Here is a 16,532-nt window from a genome sequence, read left to right on the forward strand (position 1 = left end):
AGCACACAACAGCCGCCTATTCTTCCACGGCGGCGGGCCTGCGCCAAAATCGGCCGTCGGCGGTCGGCTTCCAGCCCAGGATGCTCAGGATCTCGCGGTCCTTCTTGTCGAAGGCGGCGGCCTCGCAGCGCTCGATCAGGTCGGGGCGGTTGCGCGCGGTCCGGCGGAACGCCTCGTCCCGGCGCCAGCGGGCGATCTTCCCGTGGTGGCCGCTGAGCAGCACCTCGGGGATGCCGCGCCCGCGCCACTGCGGCGGCTTCGTGTAGACGGGGCCTTCCAGCAGGTTGGCCATCTCGCCGGGGGCGAAGGAGTCGTCGCGGTGCGACTCGGCGTTGCCCAGCACTCCGGGCAGCAGTCGGGCCACGGCCTCCGTGACGACCAGGACCGCGGCCTCGCCGCCCGCCAGCACGTAGTCGCCGATGGAGACCTCGTAGACCGGCATGCGCGTCGCGTACTCGTCCATGACGCGGCGGTCGATGCCCTCGTACCGGGCCGGCGTGAAGATCAGCCAGGGACGCTCGGACAGCTCGACGGCCAGTTCCTGGGTGAAGGGCCGGCCGCTGGGGGTGGGGACGACCAGGACCGGGCCGTGCGCGCCGGACTCGTAGCCGTCGGCCAGCGCCGCGTCGAGGGCCTCGCCCCACGGGTCGGTCTTCATGACCATGCCGGGGCCGCCGCCGTACGGGGTGTCGTCGACGGTGTTGTGCCGGTCGTACGTCCAGTCCCGCAGGTCGTGGACGTGTACGTCGAGCTGTCCGCGGGCCCGCGCCTTGCCGACGAGGGAGACGTTCAGCGGTTCGAGGTACTCGGGGAAGATCGTGACGACGTCCAACCGCATCAGGCAGCGCCCTCGGCGTCGGTACCGGTGGTTTCGGCGTCGGCGGCTTCACCGTCGGAGGTCGCGGCATCGCGCGCGGAGGCGATCTCGGCGCGGTCGTCGATCAGCCCGGGCGGCGGGGTGATGACGCAGCGCTGCTCCTCCAGGTCGATCTCGGCGACGATCTCCTCGACGAAGGGGATCATCACCTCGGTGCCGTCGGGGCGCTCGACGATGAAGAGGTCCTGCGAGGGCAGGTGGGAGATCTCGGTGATGCGGCCGATCGGGGTCCCGTCGGCGAGCACGACGTCCAGGTCCATCAGCTGGTGGTCGTAGTACTCGTCGGGCTCCTCCGGCAGTTCCGCCGGGTCGACCTCGGCGATGAGGAGGATGTTGCGCAGCGCCTCGGCGCCGGTGCGGTCCTTGACGCCGGCGAAGCGCAGGAGGAGCCGGCCGCTGTGCACCCGGCCCGTCTCGATGGTCAGCGGACCCGCCGACGCCGGATCGGTCCGCAGGACGGCGCCCGGCCCGAGCCGCAGTTCGGGCTCGTCGGTCCGTACCTCGACGGTGACCTCACCCTTGATCCCGTGGGCGCGGCCGATCCGCGCGACTACCAGCTCCACTGTGTGTCCTTCTCCCTTGCGCGGCCGACCCGCCGCCGCTCCCGCGGAGGTGTACCTCTCCGTCGTGGCTTCTCAGGTCAATGGTGGCTCCGCCCGGCGGCGGAAACGACTCGGGCCGGGGTGGGCGACGAACGCCCTCCCCGGCCCGTGCCGGTGGTTCAACTTCTCAGCGGACCTGGTCCACGTCGACGAGGTCGACGCGGATGCCCCGTCCGCCGATGGCACCCACGACGGTACGCAGGGCACGTGCGGTGCGGCCGTTGCGGCCGATCACCTTTCCGAGGTCATCCGGGTGGACCCGGACCTCGAGCACCTGCCCGCGACGCAGGTTGCGCGAGGCGACCTGCACTTCGTCGGGGTTGTCCACAATGCCCTTCACGAGGTGCTCAAGAGCCTCCTCGAGCATGATCAGGCCTCGGTCGACTCGGCGGCGGCCTCAGCCTCGTCCGCCTTCTTGTCGGCCTTCTTGGCCTTCTGGGTGATGGCCTCGCCCTTGGTCTCGCCGATGCCCTCGAGGGCCTTGGCGAACTCGTCGAAGGTGCGACGCTTGCTTTCCTTGGTCTCCGGCTGCAGCAGCGGCGCGGGGGCCGGGAGGCCCTTGTGCGCCTGCCAGTCACCGGTCAGCTTCAGGATGGCGAGCACAGCCTCGGTGGGCTGGGCGCCGACCGACAGCCAGTACTGCGCACGCTCGGCGTTGACCTCGATGCGCGACGGGTTGTACGTCGGGTGGTAGATACCGATCTCTTCGATCGCGCGACCGTCCCGACGGGTACGGGCGTCGGCGACGACGATGCGGTAGTGCGGCTGGCGAATCTTGCCGAGGCGCTTGAGCTTGATCTTGACTGCCACTGGAGTGGTGTCTCCTGAACTTGACGTGGTTGGGCACATGAGATGCCACGTGGGGTTGCGGTACTCGGGTGCCCGATGGACGCGTCAGCCGGAGGAGAGAGGGGTCCTATGCGACTGTCGAGTACAGCTAGCCATTGTGCCATACGCCTGCGGCGCGCTCGCCCGCGAGAGGCGCGCCGACCTCACCCGGAACCGCCCGGGGCCGTTACGAGGCGGCCGCGGTGACGACCACGTCCGGGATGCGGAAGGGCTTCATGCAGCCGCCGCACACGATCGGTGCCTGGGCCAGCACGGAGGGGACCACGCGCACGTTGCGCCCGCAGTCGCAGACCGCCTTGACCCGGACGCCGCCGCCGGAGGAGCCGTGGCGCGCGGCCGGACCGCGGAAGCTGCGCTTGGTGTCGGCCGCGGTGGCGACCGTGTGCGCCTTGAGGGCGCGCTGGAGTCGCTCGATGGTGGGGCGGTAGCGCTTCTTCGCCTCGGGATTGAGCGAGACCAGGGAGAAGCCGCTACTGGCGTGCGGCTCCTCGGAGTGGTCCAGCCCCATCTCCTCGGCGATCGCGAGGAATCTGCGGTTGTGGTAGCGGCCGGCCCGGGAGGTGTCCCGGACTCCGCGGGCGGCTGCGATGCCGTGGACTGCCTCGTGCAGCAGTCGCTCGAAGGAGAGCTCGGCGCCGCAGGCGGACGAGGACTCTCCGATCAGGGACTCGGGCGCGGCAAGGTCAGGCAGCTCGGGGTGGTACCGCTGAATGTCGGCCCACGCCTGCGCCAGCTCTGCGGCGAGAACAGGTGGTGTCGTGCTCACGTCGTGACAACGAGCCGGGGGGCCCCGGTGTTCCGATTCCGGGCCATTCCAAATTTTTTGCACGTACCAGTCAGTTCAGCCTCATGCGTCCGGAGGAGGACGGGTGCGCCGATCTCAGGAGGAGTCGGTACGTAACGAGTACCAACGACGGCCATGCCCCCGGTGCGCGGCCGAAGCCGCACGCCGGGGGCATGGCCCGGGAACTCAGTAGGAGCGCGCGACGATGGCGAGCGTACCCGGGGCGTCGTCCGTCGCCGGAACCGACCCGTCCGGGGCGATCAGGCAGCGTACGGAGACGGCCTGCTCGGCCAGCTTGGCCTCGCCCTCGGGGCCCAGGTCGGCCCACGGGATGCGCGCCCAGCCACCGGCGATGGCGGCCTCGGCGGCCTCCTCGATGGTCGCGACGTCCGACGTACGGGACTCGCGGCGCTCGCGGGACTCGCGCAGCAGCTGCGCCTGGTCCTCGTCCAGCACCTTGGGCAGCAGGTCGGCGAGGGCGTCGATCTGCACCGGGGTCTTGCCCCCCGGGATGCGGCGGGCCAGCATCGCGGTGCCGGCCTCCAGGTCGCGGGGGCCGATCTCGATGCGGACCGGTACGCCCTTGAGCTCCCAGTCCACGGCGCGGCGGCCGAAGGGGGTGTCGACGCGGTCGTCGACGAACACCCGCAGTCCGGCGGCCTTGAGCTGGGCGCCCAGCTCGCGGACCTTGGCCACGGCCTCGTCGCCCTTGATCGCCATGACGACGACCTGGACGTGCGCGAGGCGCGGCGGTACCCGCAGGCCGTTGTCGTCGCCGTGGGACATGATCAGGCCGCCGACCATGCGGGTCGACACGCCCCAGGAGGTCTGCCAGACGAGCTCCTGCTTGCCTTCCTTCGACAGGTACTGCGTGTTGAAGGCCTTGGCGAAGTTGGTGCCGAGCTCGTGGCTGGTGCCCAGCTGGAGGGCCTTGCCGTCACCCATCATGCCTTCGAGGGTGAGGGTGTTGATGGCTCCGGCGAAGCGCTCCTTGGCGGTCTTGCGGCCGAGGACGACGTCGATGGCGAGGACGTTCTTCATGAAGTCGCCGTAGACGTCCGTGTGGATCCGCGCCGCGTAGTCGCGGGCGTCCTCGTAGGTGGCGTGGGCCGTGTGGCCCTCCTGCCAGAGGAACTCGCTCGTACGGAGGAACACGCGGGGGCGCATCTCCCAGCGGACCACGTTGGCCCACTGGTTGATCAGCAGGGGCAGGTCGCGGTAGCTCTGGACCCACTTGGAGAAGTAGTCGTTGATGATCGTCTCGGAGGTGGGGCGGACGACGACCGGCTCGTCCAGCTCCTTGCCGCCGCCGTGCGTGACGACCGCGAGCTCGGGGGCGAAGCCCTCGACGTGCTCGGCTTCCTTCGTCAGGTAGGACTGCGGGATGAAGAGCGGGAAGTAGGCGTTCTGGGCGCCCGCGTCCTTGATCCGCGCGTCCATCTCCTGCTGCATCCGCTCCCACAGGCCGTAGCCGTACGGTCGGATGACCATGGTGCCGCGGACCGGACCGTTGTCGGCCAGCTCGGCCTTGTTGATCAGATCCTGGTACCAGCGGGGGAAATCCTCCGCCTGCGGGGTGAGAACGGGTGCCTTTGCCATGGCGCGAATGGTACGGCGCCGCGCGCACCGAGCGTGAATCGGGTGGCGCGCTCCTCTGGACGCGGGGGCGAATGGGGAGTTCCCTGGCAACGGGGGCAAGGGGGCGATACGGAATCAGGAGCGCTCTTTCGATGACACCGACGCCGACGGCGACGCTCGTCGCCCGGGACTGGGCTGAGATCCAGGAACGGATGCTGGTACCGCTCTACGAGGCGGTCTACGACCGGCTGGAGGTCGGGCCGGGCGACCGGCTGCTGGGCCTCGGCTGTGGGGCGGGGCTGCCCCTGCTGCTGGCCGCGGGGCGGGGCGCCGCGGCCACGGGCGTGGAGGCGGATCCGGCCCGCCGGGCACTGGCCCGGGAACGACTGCTGGAGGTGGTGGCGGATCCCCCGGTGCCCGAGGAACGGCCGTACGACGTCCTGCTGGCCTTCTCGCCGTCGCCGGGTGCGCTCGCCGCGGCCCTGCCCGGGGTGCGGCGGGGCGGGGCCGTGGTGCTGGCCGACTGGGGCCCGCCGGAGCGGTGCACGGTGCCGGCGGTGCTGGGAGGCGGCCCGGTGGGTCGGGACCTGGACACGATGACGGCGGGGGCCGGGCTGGTTCCGGACGGCTCGGGGCGGGTGTTCTGCCCCTTCGGGTACGCGGACGTGGACAGCGCGGTCCGCGGCCTGCTGTCCACGGGGCTCTACGACGGGGCGGCCGATCCGGCGCTCGCGGAGAAGGAGCTGTCGGAGGCGCTTCACCCCTTCGAGCGGGGCGACGGCGCCGTCTGGCTGCCGAACATCTTCCGGTACGTCGTCGCCCGGGTGGCCTAACGCGCCCGTTCCGGTTCCGGCTCCCGTTCGAGGAGCCGGCACCGGGTGCGGTCGGCGGGGGCGGCGGCCCGATCCGGTCAGTCCGCCCCGTCCGCCGGGTCGTGGTCCTTGGTGAGGCGCGGGATGCCGGCGGCCGCGTACGCCGCCGCCTCGTCGAGGGTTTCGGCGGCCAACAGGGCCCGCGCGAGGTCGTCGAGCTGCGGGCGGTGCTCGCGCAGCAGCCGGCAGGCCTCCTCGTAGCACTCGTCGACGATCCGCCGCATCTCGTGGTCGACCGTGTCGAGGGTGGCGGGGGCGGCGGCGAGTCCGTAGGGGCTCTGGCCGTCGGAGGGGATGGCGGTGAGCCGGCCGACGCGTTCGCTCATGCCCCAGCGCCCGGCCATGCCGCGGGCGATGTTGGTGACCTGTTCGAGGTCGCTCTCCGAACCCGTGGTGATGACCTCGTAGACGACGTGCTCGGCGGCCATGCCGCCGAGGGCGCCGATGATCCGGCCGCGCAGGTACTCCTCGGTGTAGGCGTAGCGGTCGGCGTCCGGGGTGGAGAGGGTGACGCCGAGCGCGCGGCCGCGGGGGACGATGGTGATCTTGCGTACGGGGTCGGCGCCCGGCTGGAGCATGCCCAACAGGGCGTGCCCGCTCTCGTGGTAGGCCGTGCGGCGGCGTTCCTCCTCCGGCATGACCAGCGAGCGCTCGGCGCCCAGCTGGACCTTCTCCAGGGCGTCGGACAGGTCGGCCCGGGTCACCGCGTCCTGGCCCCGTTTGACGGCGAGCAGCGCGCCCTCGTTGGCGAGGTTGGCCAGTTCGGCGCCGGTCATGCCCGGGGTGCTGCGGGCCACCCGGTCGAGGTCCACGTCCGGGGCGAGCGGGATGTCCCGTGTGTGGATGCGCAGGATGGCCTCGCGGCCCCGGCGGTCGGGCGGGGAGACGACCACGGTCCGGTCGAAGCGGCCGGGGCGGGTCAGGGCGGGGTCGAGGACGTCGGCCCGGTTGGTGGCGGCGAGGACGACGACGCCCTCGGAGCCGGAGAAGCCGTCCATCTCGGTGAGGATCTGGTTCAGCGTCTGTTCGCGTTCGTCGTGACCGCCCATGCCCGAGCCCGCGCCCCGGGCCCGGCCGATGGTGTCGATCTCGTCGATGAAGATGATCGCGGGGGCCACCTTGCGGGCCTCGGCGAAGAGTTCGCGGACCCGGGAGGCGCCGACTCCGACGATCATCTCGATGAACTCGGAGGCGGAGGCGGAGAAGAAGGGGACCCCGGCCTCGCCCGCGACCGCCCGGGCCAGCAGGGTCTTCCCGGTGCCGGGTGGGCCGGAGAGCAGGACGCCGCCGGGCATCCGGGCACCCATCTTCCGGTACTGCTGGGGGTTCTTGAGGAAGTCGACGACGTCGTTGAGTTCGCCCTCGACCTCGTCGATGCCGGCCACGTCCTCGAAGGTGGTGCGCTGCGCGCCTTCCAGTTCCACGGGTTTGGGCGGGGCCTTGCGGCCCAGCCCGCCCGCTCCGCCCATCGCCGCGCCCATCCGGCGGGCGATGAGCACCCACAACAGGACCAGCAGGAGCATCGGGGCGAGGGAGATCAGCAGGTTGGCGAGGAAGCTGCGCTGGACGACGACCGGCGAGGCGGTGACGGTCACGTTCTGCTTGGTGAGGTCGGCCCACAGGGCGTCGTCGGCGAAGGCGGGGCGCTGCGTGACGAATTTGGTGTAATCGCCCTTGTCCCCGTCGGGCAGGGGCTGTTTCGCCTTCAGTTCGCCCTGGATGGCGTCGCCCTTGGAGTAGATCTTCGAGACGTTGCCGTTGGTGACCTGTTTGCTGAACTCCGTGTAGGAGATGACCGGTTCGTCACCCTCGTTGAAGAACGACAGGACGAGGTTGGTGATGAGGTAGACGATCAGGGCGGCCAGGATCAGTCCGCGCCAGCCGCCGGGCATCTTCTTGCGGGGCGGCGGGGAGGGTGGTGCGCCCTCCGATCGCCAGGGCGTGTCGGCCCGGTCGCGCGGCGGTACGGGGGTGGGGCTGGGCACGTGGCCTCCTTATGCCGTCCTCCCGGCCGACGATAAGGGACAAACGTGATCATCGCCCCTGCTGGTCACCCGGTGGGGAACCCCGCGAAAAAGGGAGGGCCCCGACCGGGTGACCTGTTCGGTCACCTGCGGTCGGGGCCCTCCCCGAGGTGCGCGGCGTACGCCCTACTTCATGAACTTCTTGAACTCGTCCGGCAGGTCGAAGTCCTGGCCGGCCTGGCCGCCGCCCGCGGGGAGCCCGAACGGGTTGCCGGCCGCGGCCGGCTCGTCCGCCTGGGGACCCTGCTCGCGGCGGGCCGCGGCGGCGGCCTCCTCTTCCTTGCGCTTCATCGGGTTGCCGCTCTTGCGCTTGCCCTTGGCCTGCTTGATCTGCTTCTTCTGCCGGCCGGGGCCGCCGCCCATGCCCGGGATGCCCGGCATTCCGGGCATGCCGCCGCCCTGGGCCATGCGGGACATCATCTTGCGGGCCTCGAAGAAGCGCTCGACGAGGCTCTTGACGGCGCTGACCTCGACGCCGGAACCCTTGGCGATGCGGGCGCGGCGGGAGCCGTTGATGATGTGCGGGTCGTGGCGCTCGGCCGGGGTCATCGACTTGATGATCGCGGCCGTGCGGTCGACGTCCCGCTCGTCGATGTTGTTGATCTGGTCCTTGATCTGCCCCATGCCCGGCAGCATGCCGAGGAGCTTGGAGATGGAGCCCATCTTGCGGACCTGCTCCATCTGGGCCAGGAAGTCGTCGAGCGTGAACTCCTTGGGGCCCTTGGCGAGCTTGGCCGCCATCTTCTCGGCCTCGGCCTGCGAGAAGGTCTTCTCGGCCTGCTCGATGAGGGTGAGCATGTCACCCATGTCGAGGATCCGGCCCGCCATGCGGTCCGGGTGGAAGGCGTCGAACTCGTCGAGCTTCTCGCCGTTCGAGGCGAACATGATCTGCTTGCCGGTGACGTGCGCGATGGAGAGCGCGGCACCACCGCGGGCGTCGCCGTCGAGCTTGGAGAGCACCACGCCGTCGAAGCCGACACCGTCGCGGAAGGCCTCGGCCGTGTTGACCGCGTCCTGACCGATCATGGCGTCGACGACGAAGAGGATCTCGTCGGGGCTGACGGCGTCGCGGATGTCCGCGGCCTGCCGCATCAGCTCCTCGTCGATGCCGAGGCGACCGGCGGTGTCGACGATCACGATGTCGAACTGCTTGGTGCGCGCGTACTCGACGGAGTCCTTGGCGACCTGGACCGGGTCTCCGACGCCGTTGCCCGGCTGGGGCGCGTAGACCGCGACGCCCGCCCGCTCGGCGACGACGGACAGCTGGTTGACGGCGTTGGGGCGCTGGAGGTCGCACGCCACGAGGAGCGGGGAGTGGCCCTGCCCCTTCAGCCAGAGGCCGAGCTTTCCGGCGAGGGTGGTCTTACCGGCACCCTGGAGGCCCGCGAGCATGATCACGGTGGGCGCGGTCTTGGCGAACCGCAGTCGGCGGGTCTCACCGCCGAGGATGCCCACCAGCTCGTCGTTGACGATCTTCAGGACCTGCTGGCCGGGGTTCAGCGCCTTGCTGACCTCCTCGCCACGGGCCCTTTCCTTGACGTTCGCGATGAAGGAGCGGACCACGGGGAGCGCGACGTCGGCCTCGAGGAGGGCGATACGGATTTCCCGCGCCGCAGCGTCGATGTCCTGCTCGGAGAGGCGGCCTTTGCCCCGGAGGGACTTGAAGGTCGCGCTGAGGCGGTCGGAAAGCGTATCGAACACGGTGGTCGCGATTCCTCGGGTCGGGGGCGTGGTGGTCGTCCCCCAGGGTATCGGGCCGCGCCGCCTGCCCGGCCCTGCGGGCGCCATTGCCTTTTCCGTTCCCCGTCCCGCCCCGTTCCTCGCCCGTCCCTCCCCGTTCACCGTGCGGCACGGGAGCAGGGAGGGAGGGACGGGCGGCGTCCGGAGCGGGCTACGCCAGCGCGGCCTGCACCGACGCGGCCAGGGCGGCGGCGTCCGTCCCGGTCAGGGGTTTGCCGTCGGCGTCGACGACGTAGACGGTGTCGACGGCGTTGGCGCCCAGGGTGGAGACGTGCGCGCTGCGCACCCGGACCCCGGCGGCCTCCAGGGCCCGGCCGATGCGGTGCAGCAGCCCGACCGCGTCCGGGGCCCGTACCTCCAGGACGGTGGCCAGCGAGGAGACGTCGGGCACGGCCGTCACCCGAGGTGGCGGCGGTACGACGCCCCGCCTGCGCGGGTAGGCCGCCTCGCGGTCCGCGAGCTTCGCCGGGATGTCGAGCGAACCGTCCAGCGCCCGGATCAGATCGGTCCGCAACCGGGCGGCCTGGGGCAGCGCCCCGTACTCGGCGGCCACCCGCCAGCGCAGCACCAGGACCTCGCCGGGCAGGTCCGGAAGCTCCATGGAGCGCAGGTCCGCCGCCCGGACGGTCAGCCGGTGCAGTGCCAGCACCCCGGCGGCGGCCGGGAGCACGCCGGGCTGGTCGGGAACGGCGAGGACGAGTTCCACCCCGACCGCCTCGTCCTCCTCCTCGCGGGCGTGCAGGGCCAGCACCGGTTCCCCGGTGCGCAGCGCCTCCACCGCCAGGCGTTCCTGTTCGGTGCTCGGGATCTCCGGCTCGCCGGCGACGGGCGGCGCGCCCCGCAGGACGGCGGCGACCCGCTCCACGAGGTCGGCGACCAGGGAACCCCGCCAGGTGCTCCAGGCGGCGGGGCCCGTCGCGAGGGCGTCGGCCTCGGTCAGGGCGTGCAGGATCTCCAGCGTCCCGAGCGAGCCCAGGGCCGCCGCGACGGAGCGGACGGTGGCCGGGTCGTCCAGGTCGCGCCGGGTCGCGGTGTCGATGAGCAGCAGGTGGTGGCGTACGAGGACGGCCAGCACGGCGGCGTCGTCGGCGTCGAAGCCCACCCGGACGGCCATGTCCCGGGCGATGGTCTCGCCGGCCACCGAGTGGTCCCCGGGCCAGCCCTTGCCGATGTCGTGCAGCAGGGCGGCCATGAGCAGCAGGTCGGGGCGGCCGACCCGGCGGGTCAGGGCGGAGGCCCGGACTGCCGTCTCGATCAGGTGCCGGTCCACCGTCCAGGTGTGCACCGGGTTGCGCTGCGGCCGGCACCGCACCCGTTCCCAGTCGGGGAGCAGCCGGGTGATCAGCCCCTCGGCCTCCAACGCCTCCCACACGCCCACGGTCGGCTCGCCCGCCCCCAGCAGGGTGACGAGCTGTTCCCGCGCCTCCGCCGGCCAGGGCACGGGCAGCGGCTTGGCCTGGGCCGCGAGGCGGCGTACGGCGTGCAGCGAGACGGGCAGGCCGGCCTGCGCGGCCGCCGCCCCCAGCCGCAGGGGCAGTACGGGGTCCCGGTCGGGCCGGGCGGCCAGGGCCAGTACGGCCTCTCCGTCGGACTCGACGACCCCTTCGGCCAGGGGGGCGCGCTCGGCTGCCGGGACCCCCCGTGTCCCCAGCAGTCCGCGCAGCCGCGGTCGGGCGGCCCGGGCCCGCAGGACCCGTCCGACCTCGCGCCAGGTGACGTCGCCGGCGTAGGCGATGACCCGGGCGGCCTCGTACACCTCGCGGAGCAGGGCGTCGGAGTCCATCAGGCCGAGTCGGGCGGCGACCTGTTCCTGCTCCTGGAGGGCGAGCCGGTCGGTCGCCCGGCCCGTCACCAGGTGCAGGGCGTCCCGCGCGTCCAGCAGCCGGCGCCGGGCGTCGGCCAGTCCCTCGCGCGGGGCGTCGGCCAGCCAGGACGCGGCCACGGCCCGCAGCGCCGTGGCGTCGCGGAGTCCGCCGCGCGCCTCCTTCAGGTCGGGCTCCAGCAGGAAGCGCAGCTCGCCGGCCCGGTCGGCCCGGTCGCGGCACAGGGCGTGCAGTTGCGGCAGCCGTTTGCCGGCCTGGTTGCGCCAGTCGGCGAGGACGGAGGTGCGCAGGCCGGCGAGCGGTCCGGCGTCCCCGGCGACGGGCCTGGCGTCGAGCAGTCCGAGGTGCACCTTGAGGTCCTCGGCGGCGGTCCTGCGGGCCTCGGCCGGGGTGCGCACCGAGTGGTCCAGGGCCAGGCCGAGGTCCCACACGGGGTACCAGAGCCGGTCGGCGAGGGCGGCCAGGGCCCGTGGCTGCGCCTTGCCGTCGTGGAGCAGCAGCAGGTCGAGGTCGCTGCGCGGGGACAGCTCCCCCCGTCCGTAGCCGCCGACGGCGACGAGGGAGGCGCCGCGTACGCCGGTCTCGCGTACGGCCGTGGCGAACAGGGCGTTCAGCCATCGGTCGGTGAGTCCGGACAGGGCGGAACGCCGGGACGGCCCGGACCGCGACTCCTCCTGGAGGAGTCGCAGCCGGGCCGCGGCGTAGCCGCTGGGTCCCGCGTCGCTCGGATCGTTGTCCGGGCCGGTCGTGGTCGGTTCGACGCTCGTCACCCAGGAGCTCCTGTCAGCTAGAGCGCGTCGGCGCCGCGCTCGCCGGTGCGGACCCGGACGACCGAGTCCACGGGGACGCTCCACACCTTGCCGTCACCGATCTTGCCGGTGCTGGCGACCCGCACGATGAGGTCGATCAGTTCCTCGGCGTCGGTGTCCTCGACGAGGACCTCGATGCGGATCTTCGGTACCAGGTCCACGGTGTACTCGGCGCCCCGGTAGACCTCGGTGTGACCGCGCTGGCGTCCGTATCCGCTGGCCTCGGAGACGGTGAGCCCCTGGACGCCGAACGCCTGGAGGGCTTCCTTGATCTCGTCCAGCTTGTACGGCTTGACGATCGCGGTGATCAGCTTCATGCGTCTACCTTCTTGCTCGCTGCGGCGGTGGCGGGTGCGGGGGCGGTGCGCGTGGCGGCGCCGCCGCCGGCTCCACTGAAGTCGTAGGCGGTCTCGGCGTGCTCGACCTGGTCGATGCCGGAGACCTCGACGTCCTCGCTGACCCGCATCCCCATCGTCTTGTCGAGGAGGAGGGCGAGGATCGCCGATGCGACGAGAGAGTAGGCGAGGACGGCGAAGACGCCGATGGCCTGCTTGCCGAGCTGTTCGAGGCCGCCGCCGTAGAAGAGGCCCGCCGCGTCGGACTGCACCCCGCCCGTGGCGAAGAAGCCGACGAGGAGGGAGCCCGCGATGCCGCCGACGAGGTGGACGCCGACCACGTCGAGCGAGTCGTCGTAGCCGAACTTGTACTTGAGGCCGACGGCCATGGCGCACAGGACACCGGCGATGGCGCCGACGGCGATGGCGCCGAGGGGGCTGACGGAGCCGCCCGCCGGGGTGATGGCGACGAGGCCGGCGACCGCGCCGGAGGCGGCGCCGAGGGTGGTGAAGGAGCCGTGGCGCAGCTTCTCGTAGGCGAGCCAGGCGAGCATGGCGGCGGCGGTGGCGACCTGGGTGTTGACGAACATGACGGCGCCGACGCCGTCGTCGTTGCCGAGCCAGGATCCGGCGTTGAAGCCGAACCAGCCGAACCACAGCAGGCCGGCGCCGAGCATCACGAGGGGCAGGCTGTGCGGGCGCATCGGGTCCTTCTTGAAACCGACGCGCTTGCCGATGACGAGGATGACGCCGAGGGCGGCGGCGCCCGCGTTGATGTGGACGGCGGTGCCGCCCGCGAAGTCGATGACGCCGAGCTCGAAGAGCCAGCCGCCGGCGCCCCACACCCAGTGGGCGACGGGGAAGTAGACGACGGTGACCCACAGGGCGGTGAACAGCACCCAGGCGCTGAACTTGACGCGGTCGGCGAGGGCGCCGCTGATGAGGGCCGGGGTGATGACGGCGAACATCAGCTGGAAGACGGCGAAGACGTAGACGGGGATGGTGTAGCCGTCCCAGAGCTCGGTGATCCCGATGCCGCTGAGACCGACGTAGTCGGAGTTCCAGCCGATGAGGGAGCCGTGGTCGGTGCCGAAGGCGAGGCTGAAGCCGTAGAGGACCCACAGGATCGTGACGATCCCGAGGCTGATGAAACTCATCATCAGCATGTTGAGGCTGCTCTTGACGCGGACCATGCCTCCGTAGAAGAAGGCGAGTCCCGGGGTCATCAGCATGACCAGGGCGGAGCAGATGAGCATGAACCCGGTGTTCGCGGCAGACAGCGTCGGGGCGTCTGCCGCGAGGGTCGTGATGGCTGATGCCATCGGCGTCTCCTCGTCGTCGGTACGTTCGCGTGCGGGCGAACGTGAAAACCTGAGCGGCGTTAAGGGGTCCGGCCCGCTGGGGGACTGGCCGGTTAATGGCCCTGAGATTCGCGCAGGCCGGTTTCCGGCGGCGCCGCTGGGTGTTTCGCCCCGATGACGAAGAGGTCGGGAGTGTTACGCGTCCATGAACGGATCATGGGGAGGGTCCGGCCGCGGCGGTGACCCGGGAGACCTGGCTGGGGGAGCCTGATCGGGCTTCAGGGGTGACTGCCGCGGCCGGGGCCTTGGGGAGCGGCCGGGAGGGCCGTCAGACGGCCTCGGCCGCTTCGGGGAGGCGGGAGGCGAGGAGGTCGGTCAGGCGGACCACCTCGGCGACGTCGCCGTACTCACGGGCGGCCGTGTCCACGGTCTTGCGCAGTCGGGTGTTCACCCGTTCGGAGCGCACCTTTCGCGCCACGTCGAGGGCCTGGTCGACGAGGACGGTGGCCTGCTCGGGCTCGCGCTGGAGCAGGTGGACGGTGGCCATGCCGATGAGGTTCAGGGCGTACGAGCGCTGGTGCACGTCGTCCTTGGCGAACATCTCGACGGCGCGTTCCATGATGGGTTCGGCGAGCGAGGCGTAGGTGGGGCTGCGGCCGGCGACGTAGGCCAGGTCGCGGTACGAGTGGGAGTTCTCCCCGTTGAGTTCGGCCTCGGAGAAGAAGCGGATCCAGTCGGGTTCGGGCTCCCCGCCGAAGCCGACGTCGTCGAAGGTGTCCTCGGCCATCCGTACGGCGCGCTTGCAGCGGCTGGGCTGGCCCATGTTGGCGTAGGCGCGGGCCTCCATCGCATACAGCATGGCCTGGGTGCGGGGGCCGGCGCAGTCACGGCTGCCGTACTGCGCGAGGTGGATGAGTTCCAGGGCGTCCTCGGGGCGACCGAGGTGGATCATCTGGCGGCTCATGCTGGACAGGATGTACGAGCCGAGCGGCTTGTCGCCGCCCTCCTTGGCGGCGTGCAGCGCGAGGACGAAGTACTTCTGGGCGGTGGGGTGGAGGCCGATGTCGTAGCTCATCCAGCCCGCGAGCTCGGCGAGTTCGGCGGCCACCTTGAACAGTCGCTTCATGATCGGGGCGGGGTGGTTCTCCTGGAGGAGGTCGGTGACCTCGTGCAGTTGGCCCACGACGGCCTTGCGGCGCAGTCCGCCGCCGCACTGGGCGTCCCACTGGCGGAACATGACGGTGGTGGCTTCGAGGAGGTCGAGTTCCGGTTCGGACAGCCGGGGCGGGCGGTGGCCGGTCTGCGGGGCGAGGTCGCGCGATCCGGGGTCGGCGGCCGGTGCGGGGACGAGCCAGCGCTGCATGGGCTCGATGAGGGCGGGGCCGGCCGAGAGCGCGAGCGAGGTGCCGAGGAAGCCGCGACGGGCCAGCATCAGGTCGCTGCGGGAGAACTCGCTGAGCAGTTCCACGGTCTGCGGTCCGGCCCACGGCAGGTCGACGCCGGAGACGGACGGGGTCTGGTGGGCGGTGCGCAGGCCGAGCTGCTCGATGGCCACGACGGACCCGAAGCGTTCGGAGAACAGCTCGGAGAGGATGCGCGGCACGGGTTCGCGCGGCTGTTCCCCGTCGAGCCAGCGGCGGACCCGTGAGGTGTCCGTGCTGATGTGGTGGGCGCCCATCTGGCGGGCCCGACGGTTGACCTGGCGGGCGAGTTCGCCCTTGGACCAGCCGCTGCGGACGAACCACGAGGTCAGCTGGACGTTGCGGTCAGCGGACTCGTCGATCGTTCCGCTTGCGCCGTTGCCGCTCACTGGAACGCCCCCATCCGCATCGCTTCTCCACACGGAACCCTGGCCGTGGCGGCCCGGACCGCCGGGGACCTTCACAGGTCCCCCACGGATGCCTCCGGCATACCCGCGGTCGGGTCCGCCTTCGGGTTCGTGCACCGAAAGTAATCCTACGATCACCCCCACCGCGAGGTCGATTCCAGAAACGCCACCATTCGCCACCCCTTCGAATGAACTCGCCACCGGCCAGGCGCGATTCACTTGACACGAAGGCGGAACGGAACGGTTGGTCGGGAGTGCGCTCGGGGCGCGCGCGGCGAGGAGTGCGCCGGGCGGGTCCGACCGGGGGACGCGACGCGCCCGACCGCCGAGAGGTCCCGCCGATGTCGTAACCACCTGCGCGTCCGACCCGTTGGAGGGGGCATGGGCATGGGCTTCACGATCGGCGGCAGCCGCGGCACCAAGGAGTTCCGTACCGGCGCCCGGCGCCGCGGCCGGACCTCGGAGTGCACGACGGTGGCGGAGTACACGGGACTGTGGGGCTGGGACGTGAGGCCCGGCGCCAGGGCCGCCGGTCCCTCCCGCGACTGCTCCTGCGGTCATACGAACTGCGGTGCGCCGGGGGCGCATCCGCTGGACTTCGCTCCCACCGTCGCCGCGGGCGCCACCCTGGACGAGGTCACCGAGGTGTGGGGCGAGTACCCCGGCGCGGCGATCATGCTCCCCGTCGGCCGCGCCTTCGACGTCATCGAGGTCTCCGCGGAAGCGGGTCGCCGGGCCCTGGTCCGACTGGAGCGGATGGGCCTGCCGCTGGGTCCGGTGACGGGCACCCCGAACGGCCGCGCGCAGTTCTTCGTGGCTCCCGGCGCCGCCGCCGAACTGCCTCAGCTGCTGTACCGGATGGGCTGGGACGACGCCGATCTGGACCTGCGCGCCCTGGGCCCCGGCACCTTCCTGACCGCCCCGCCCTCCGACCACGCGGGCCTCGGCCCGGCCGACTGGCTGCGCCGACCCGCGCTGGACTGCGCGGGCGGCCCCCCGCAGGCCCGGCTGCTGCTGGGCACCCTGGCCTACATCTGCCACCGCTTCCGTCACTGACGCCCCGCACGCCGCCGACGCCCCGCACGCGACGGTGCCCCCCGGTCCGCTCGG

The 16,532-nt window shown here is 71.8% G+C and carries 14 protein-coding genes; 2 read left to right on the forward strand and 12 right to left on the reverse strand.

The window, feature by feature from the left end:
* Positions 1–16 precede the first annotated feature (16 nt).
* The 6 genes from trmD to proS form a co-directional block, all read right to left on the reverse strand.
* Positions 17–838 carry a tRNA (guanosine(37)-N1)-methyltransferase TrmD gene (gene trmD, locus ACFY0I_RS30775; RefSeq protein WP_388901935.1) on the reverse strand — a complete coding sequence of 274 codons (822 nt, stop codon included), beginning with the start codon at positions 836–838 and terminating at the stop codon, positions 17–19.
* Positions 838–1,440: a ribosome maturation factor RimM gene (rimM, locus tag ACFY0I_RS30780; protein ID WP_388901937.1), complete on the reverse strand. Its 603-nt coding sequence runs from the start codon at positions 1,438–1,440 to the stop codon at positions 838–840. Before rimM ends, trmD begins: the two co-directional genes overlap by 1 nt.
* A gap of 166 nt (positions 1,441–1,606) precedes the next feature.
* The gene (locus ACFY0I_RS30785; protein WP_030011889.1) at positions 1,607–1,846 is read right to left on the reverse strand and encodes an RNA-binding protein; all 240 of its coding nucleotides are present in this window, start codon (positions 1,844–1,846) and stop codon (positions 1,607–1,609) included.
* 2 nt (positions 1,847–1,848) lie between these two features.
* Positions 1,849–2,289, reverse strand: coding sequence for a 30S ribosomal protein S16 (gene rpsP / locus ACFY0I_RS30790; RefSeq protein WP_281206312.1), 441 nt, complete (start codon positions 2,287–2,289; stop codon positions 1,849–1,851).
* 205 nt (positions 2,290–2,494) lie between these two features.
* Positions 2,495–3,094, reverse strand: coding sequence for a hypothetical protein (locus ACFY0I_RS30795; protein WP_281206313.1), 600 nt, complete (start codon positions 3,092–3,094; stop codon positions 2,495–2,497).
* 204 nt (positions 3,095–3,298) lie between these two features.
* Positions 3,299–4,711 (reverse strand): proline--tRNA ligase, encoded by a 1,413-nt coding sequence (gene proS / locus ACFY0I_RS30800; RefSeq protein ID WP_319193893.1) that lies wholly within the window; start codon positions 4,709–4,711, stop codon positions 3,299–3,301.
* A gap of 131 nt (positions 4,712–4,842) precedes the next feature.
* Here proS and ACFY0I_RS30805 point away from each other — a divergent pair, with 131 nt between their 5' ends.
* Entirely contained in the window at positions 4,843–5,523 is a 681-nt protein-coding gene (locus ACFY0I_RS30805; protein ID WP_388901939.1) for a methyltransferase type 11, read from the forward strand.
* Positions 5,524–5,600: 77 nt separating this feature from the next.
* Here ACFY0I_RS30805 and ftsH read toward each other — a convergent pair whose 3' ends face one another.
* From ftsH to ACFY0I_RS30835, 6 genes are all read right to left on the reverse strand, one after another.
* Positions 5,601–7,454, reverse strand: coding sequence for an ATP-dependent zinc metalloprotease FtsH (gene ftsH / locus ACFY0I_RS30810; RefSeq protein WP_388902006.1), 1,854 nt, complete (start codon positions 7,452–7,454; stop codon positions 5,601–5,603).
* 258 nt (positions 7,455–7,712) lie between these two features.
* Positions 7,713–9,287 (reverse strand): signal recognition particle protein, encoded by a 1,575-nt coding sequence (ffh, locus tag ACFY0I_RS30815; RefSeq protein ID WP_388901941.1) that lies wholly within the window; start codon positions 9,285–9,287, stop codon positions 7,713–7,715.
* Positions 9,288–9,477: 190 nt separating this feature from the next.
* Complete coding sequence (locus tag ACFY0I_RS30820) at positions 9,478–11,919, reverse strand: [protein-PII] uridylyltransferase (protein ID WP_388901942.1); 2,442 nt, start codon at positions 11,917–11,919, stop codon at positions 9,478–9,480.
* A 17-nt stretch (positions 11,920–11,936) separates the two neighbouring features.
* Positions 11,937–12,275 (reverse strand): P-II family nitrogen regulator, encoded by a 339-nt coding sequence (locus ACFY0I_RS30825; protein WP_388901943.1) that lies wholly within the window; start codon positions 12,273–12,275, stop codon positions 11,937–11,939.
* Positions 12,272–13,615: an ammonium transporter gene (locus tag ACFY0I_RS30830; protein WP_281206319.1), complete on the reverse strand. Its 1,344-nt coding sequence runs from the start codon at positions 13,613–13,615 to the stop codon at positions 12,272–12,274. The genes ACFY0I_RS30825 and ACFY0I_RS30830 overlap by 4 nt, the downstream gene beginning before the upstream one ends.
* A gap of 307 nt (positions 13,616–13,922) precedes the next feature.
* Positions 13,923–15,404: a hypothetical protein gene (locus ACFY0I_RS30835; protein WP_388901944.1), complete on the reverse strand. Its 1,482-nt coding sequence runs from the start codon at positions 15,402–15,404 to the stop codon at positions 13,923–13,925.
* Positions 15,405–15,809: 405 nt separating this feature from the next.
* On the opposite strand from ACFY0I_RS30835, the gene ACFY0I_RS30840 reads away from it, so the two are divergent.
* Positions 15,810–16,478 (forward strand): bifunctional DNA primase/polymerase, encoded by a 669-nt coding sequence (locus ACFY0I_RS30840; protein ID WP_388901945.1) that lies wholly within the window; start codon positions 15,810–15,812, stop codon positions 16,476–16,478.
* The last annotated feature ends 54 nt before the right edge of the window (positions 16,479–16,532 follow it).

The organism is Streptomyces sp. NPDC001568, from assembly GCF_042893755.1.
In the GTDB taxonomy this organism is placed as follows: Bacteria; Actinomycetota; Actinomycetes; order Streptomycetales; family Streptomycetaceae; genus Streptomyces.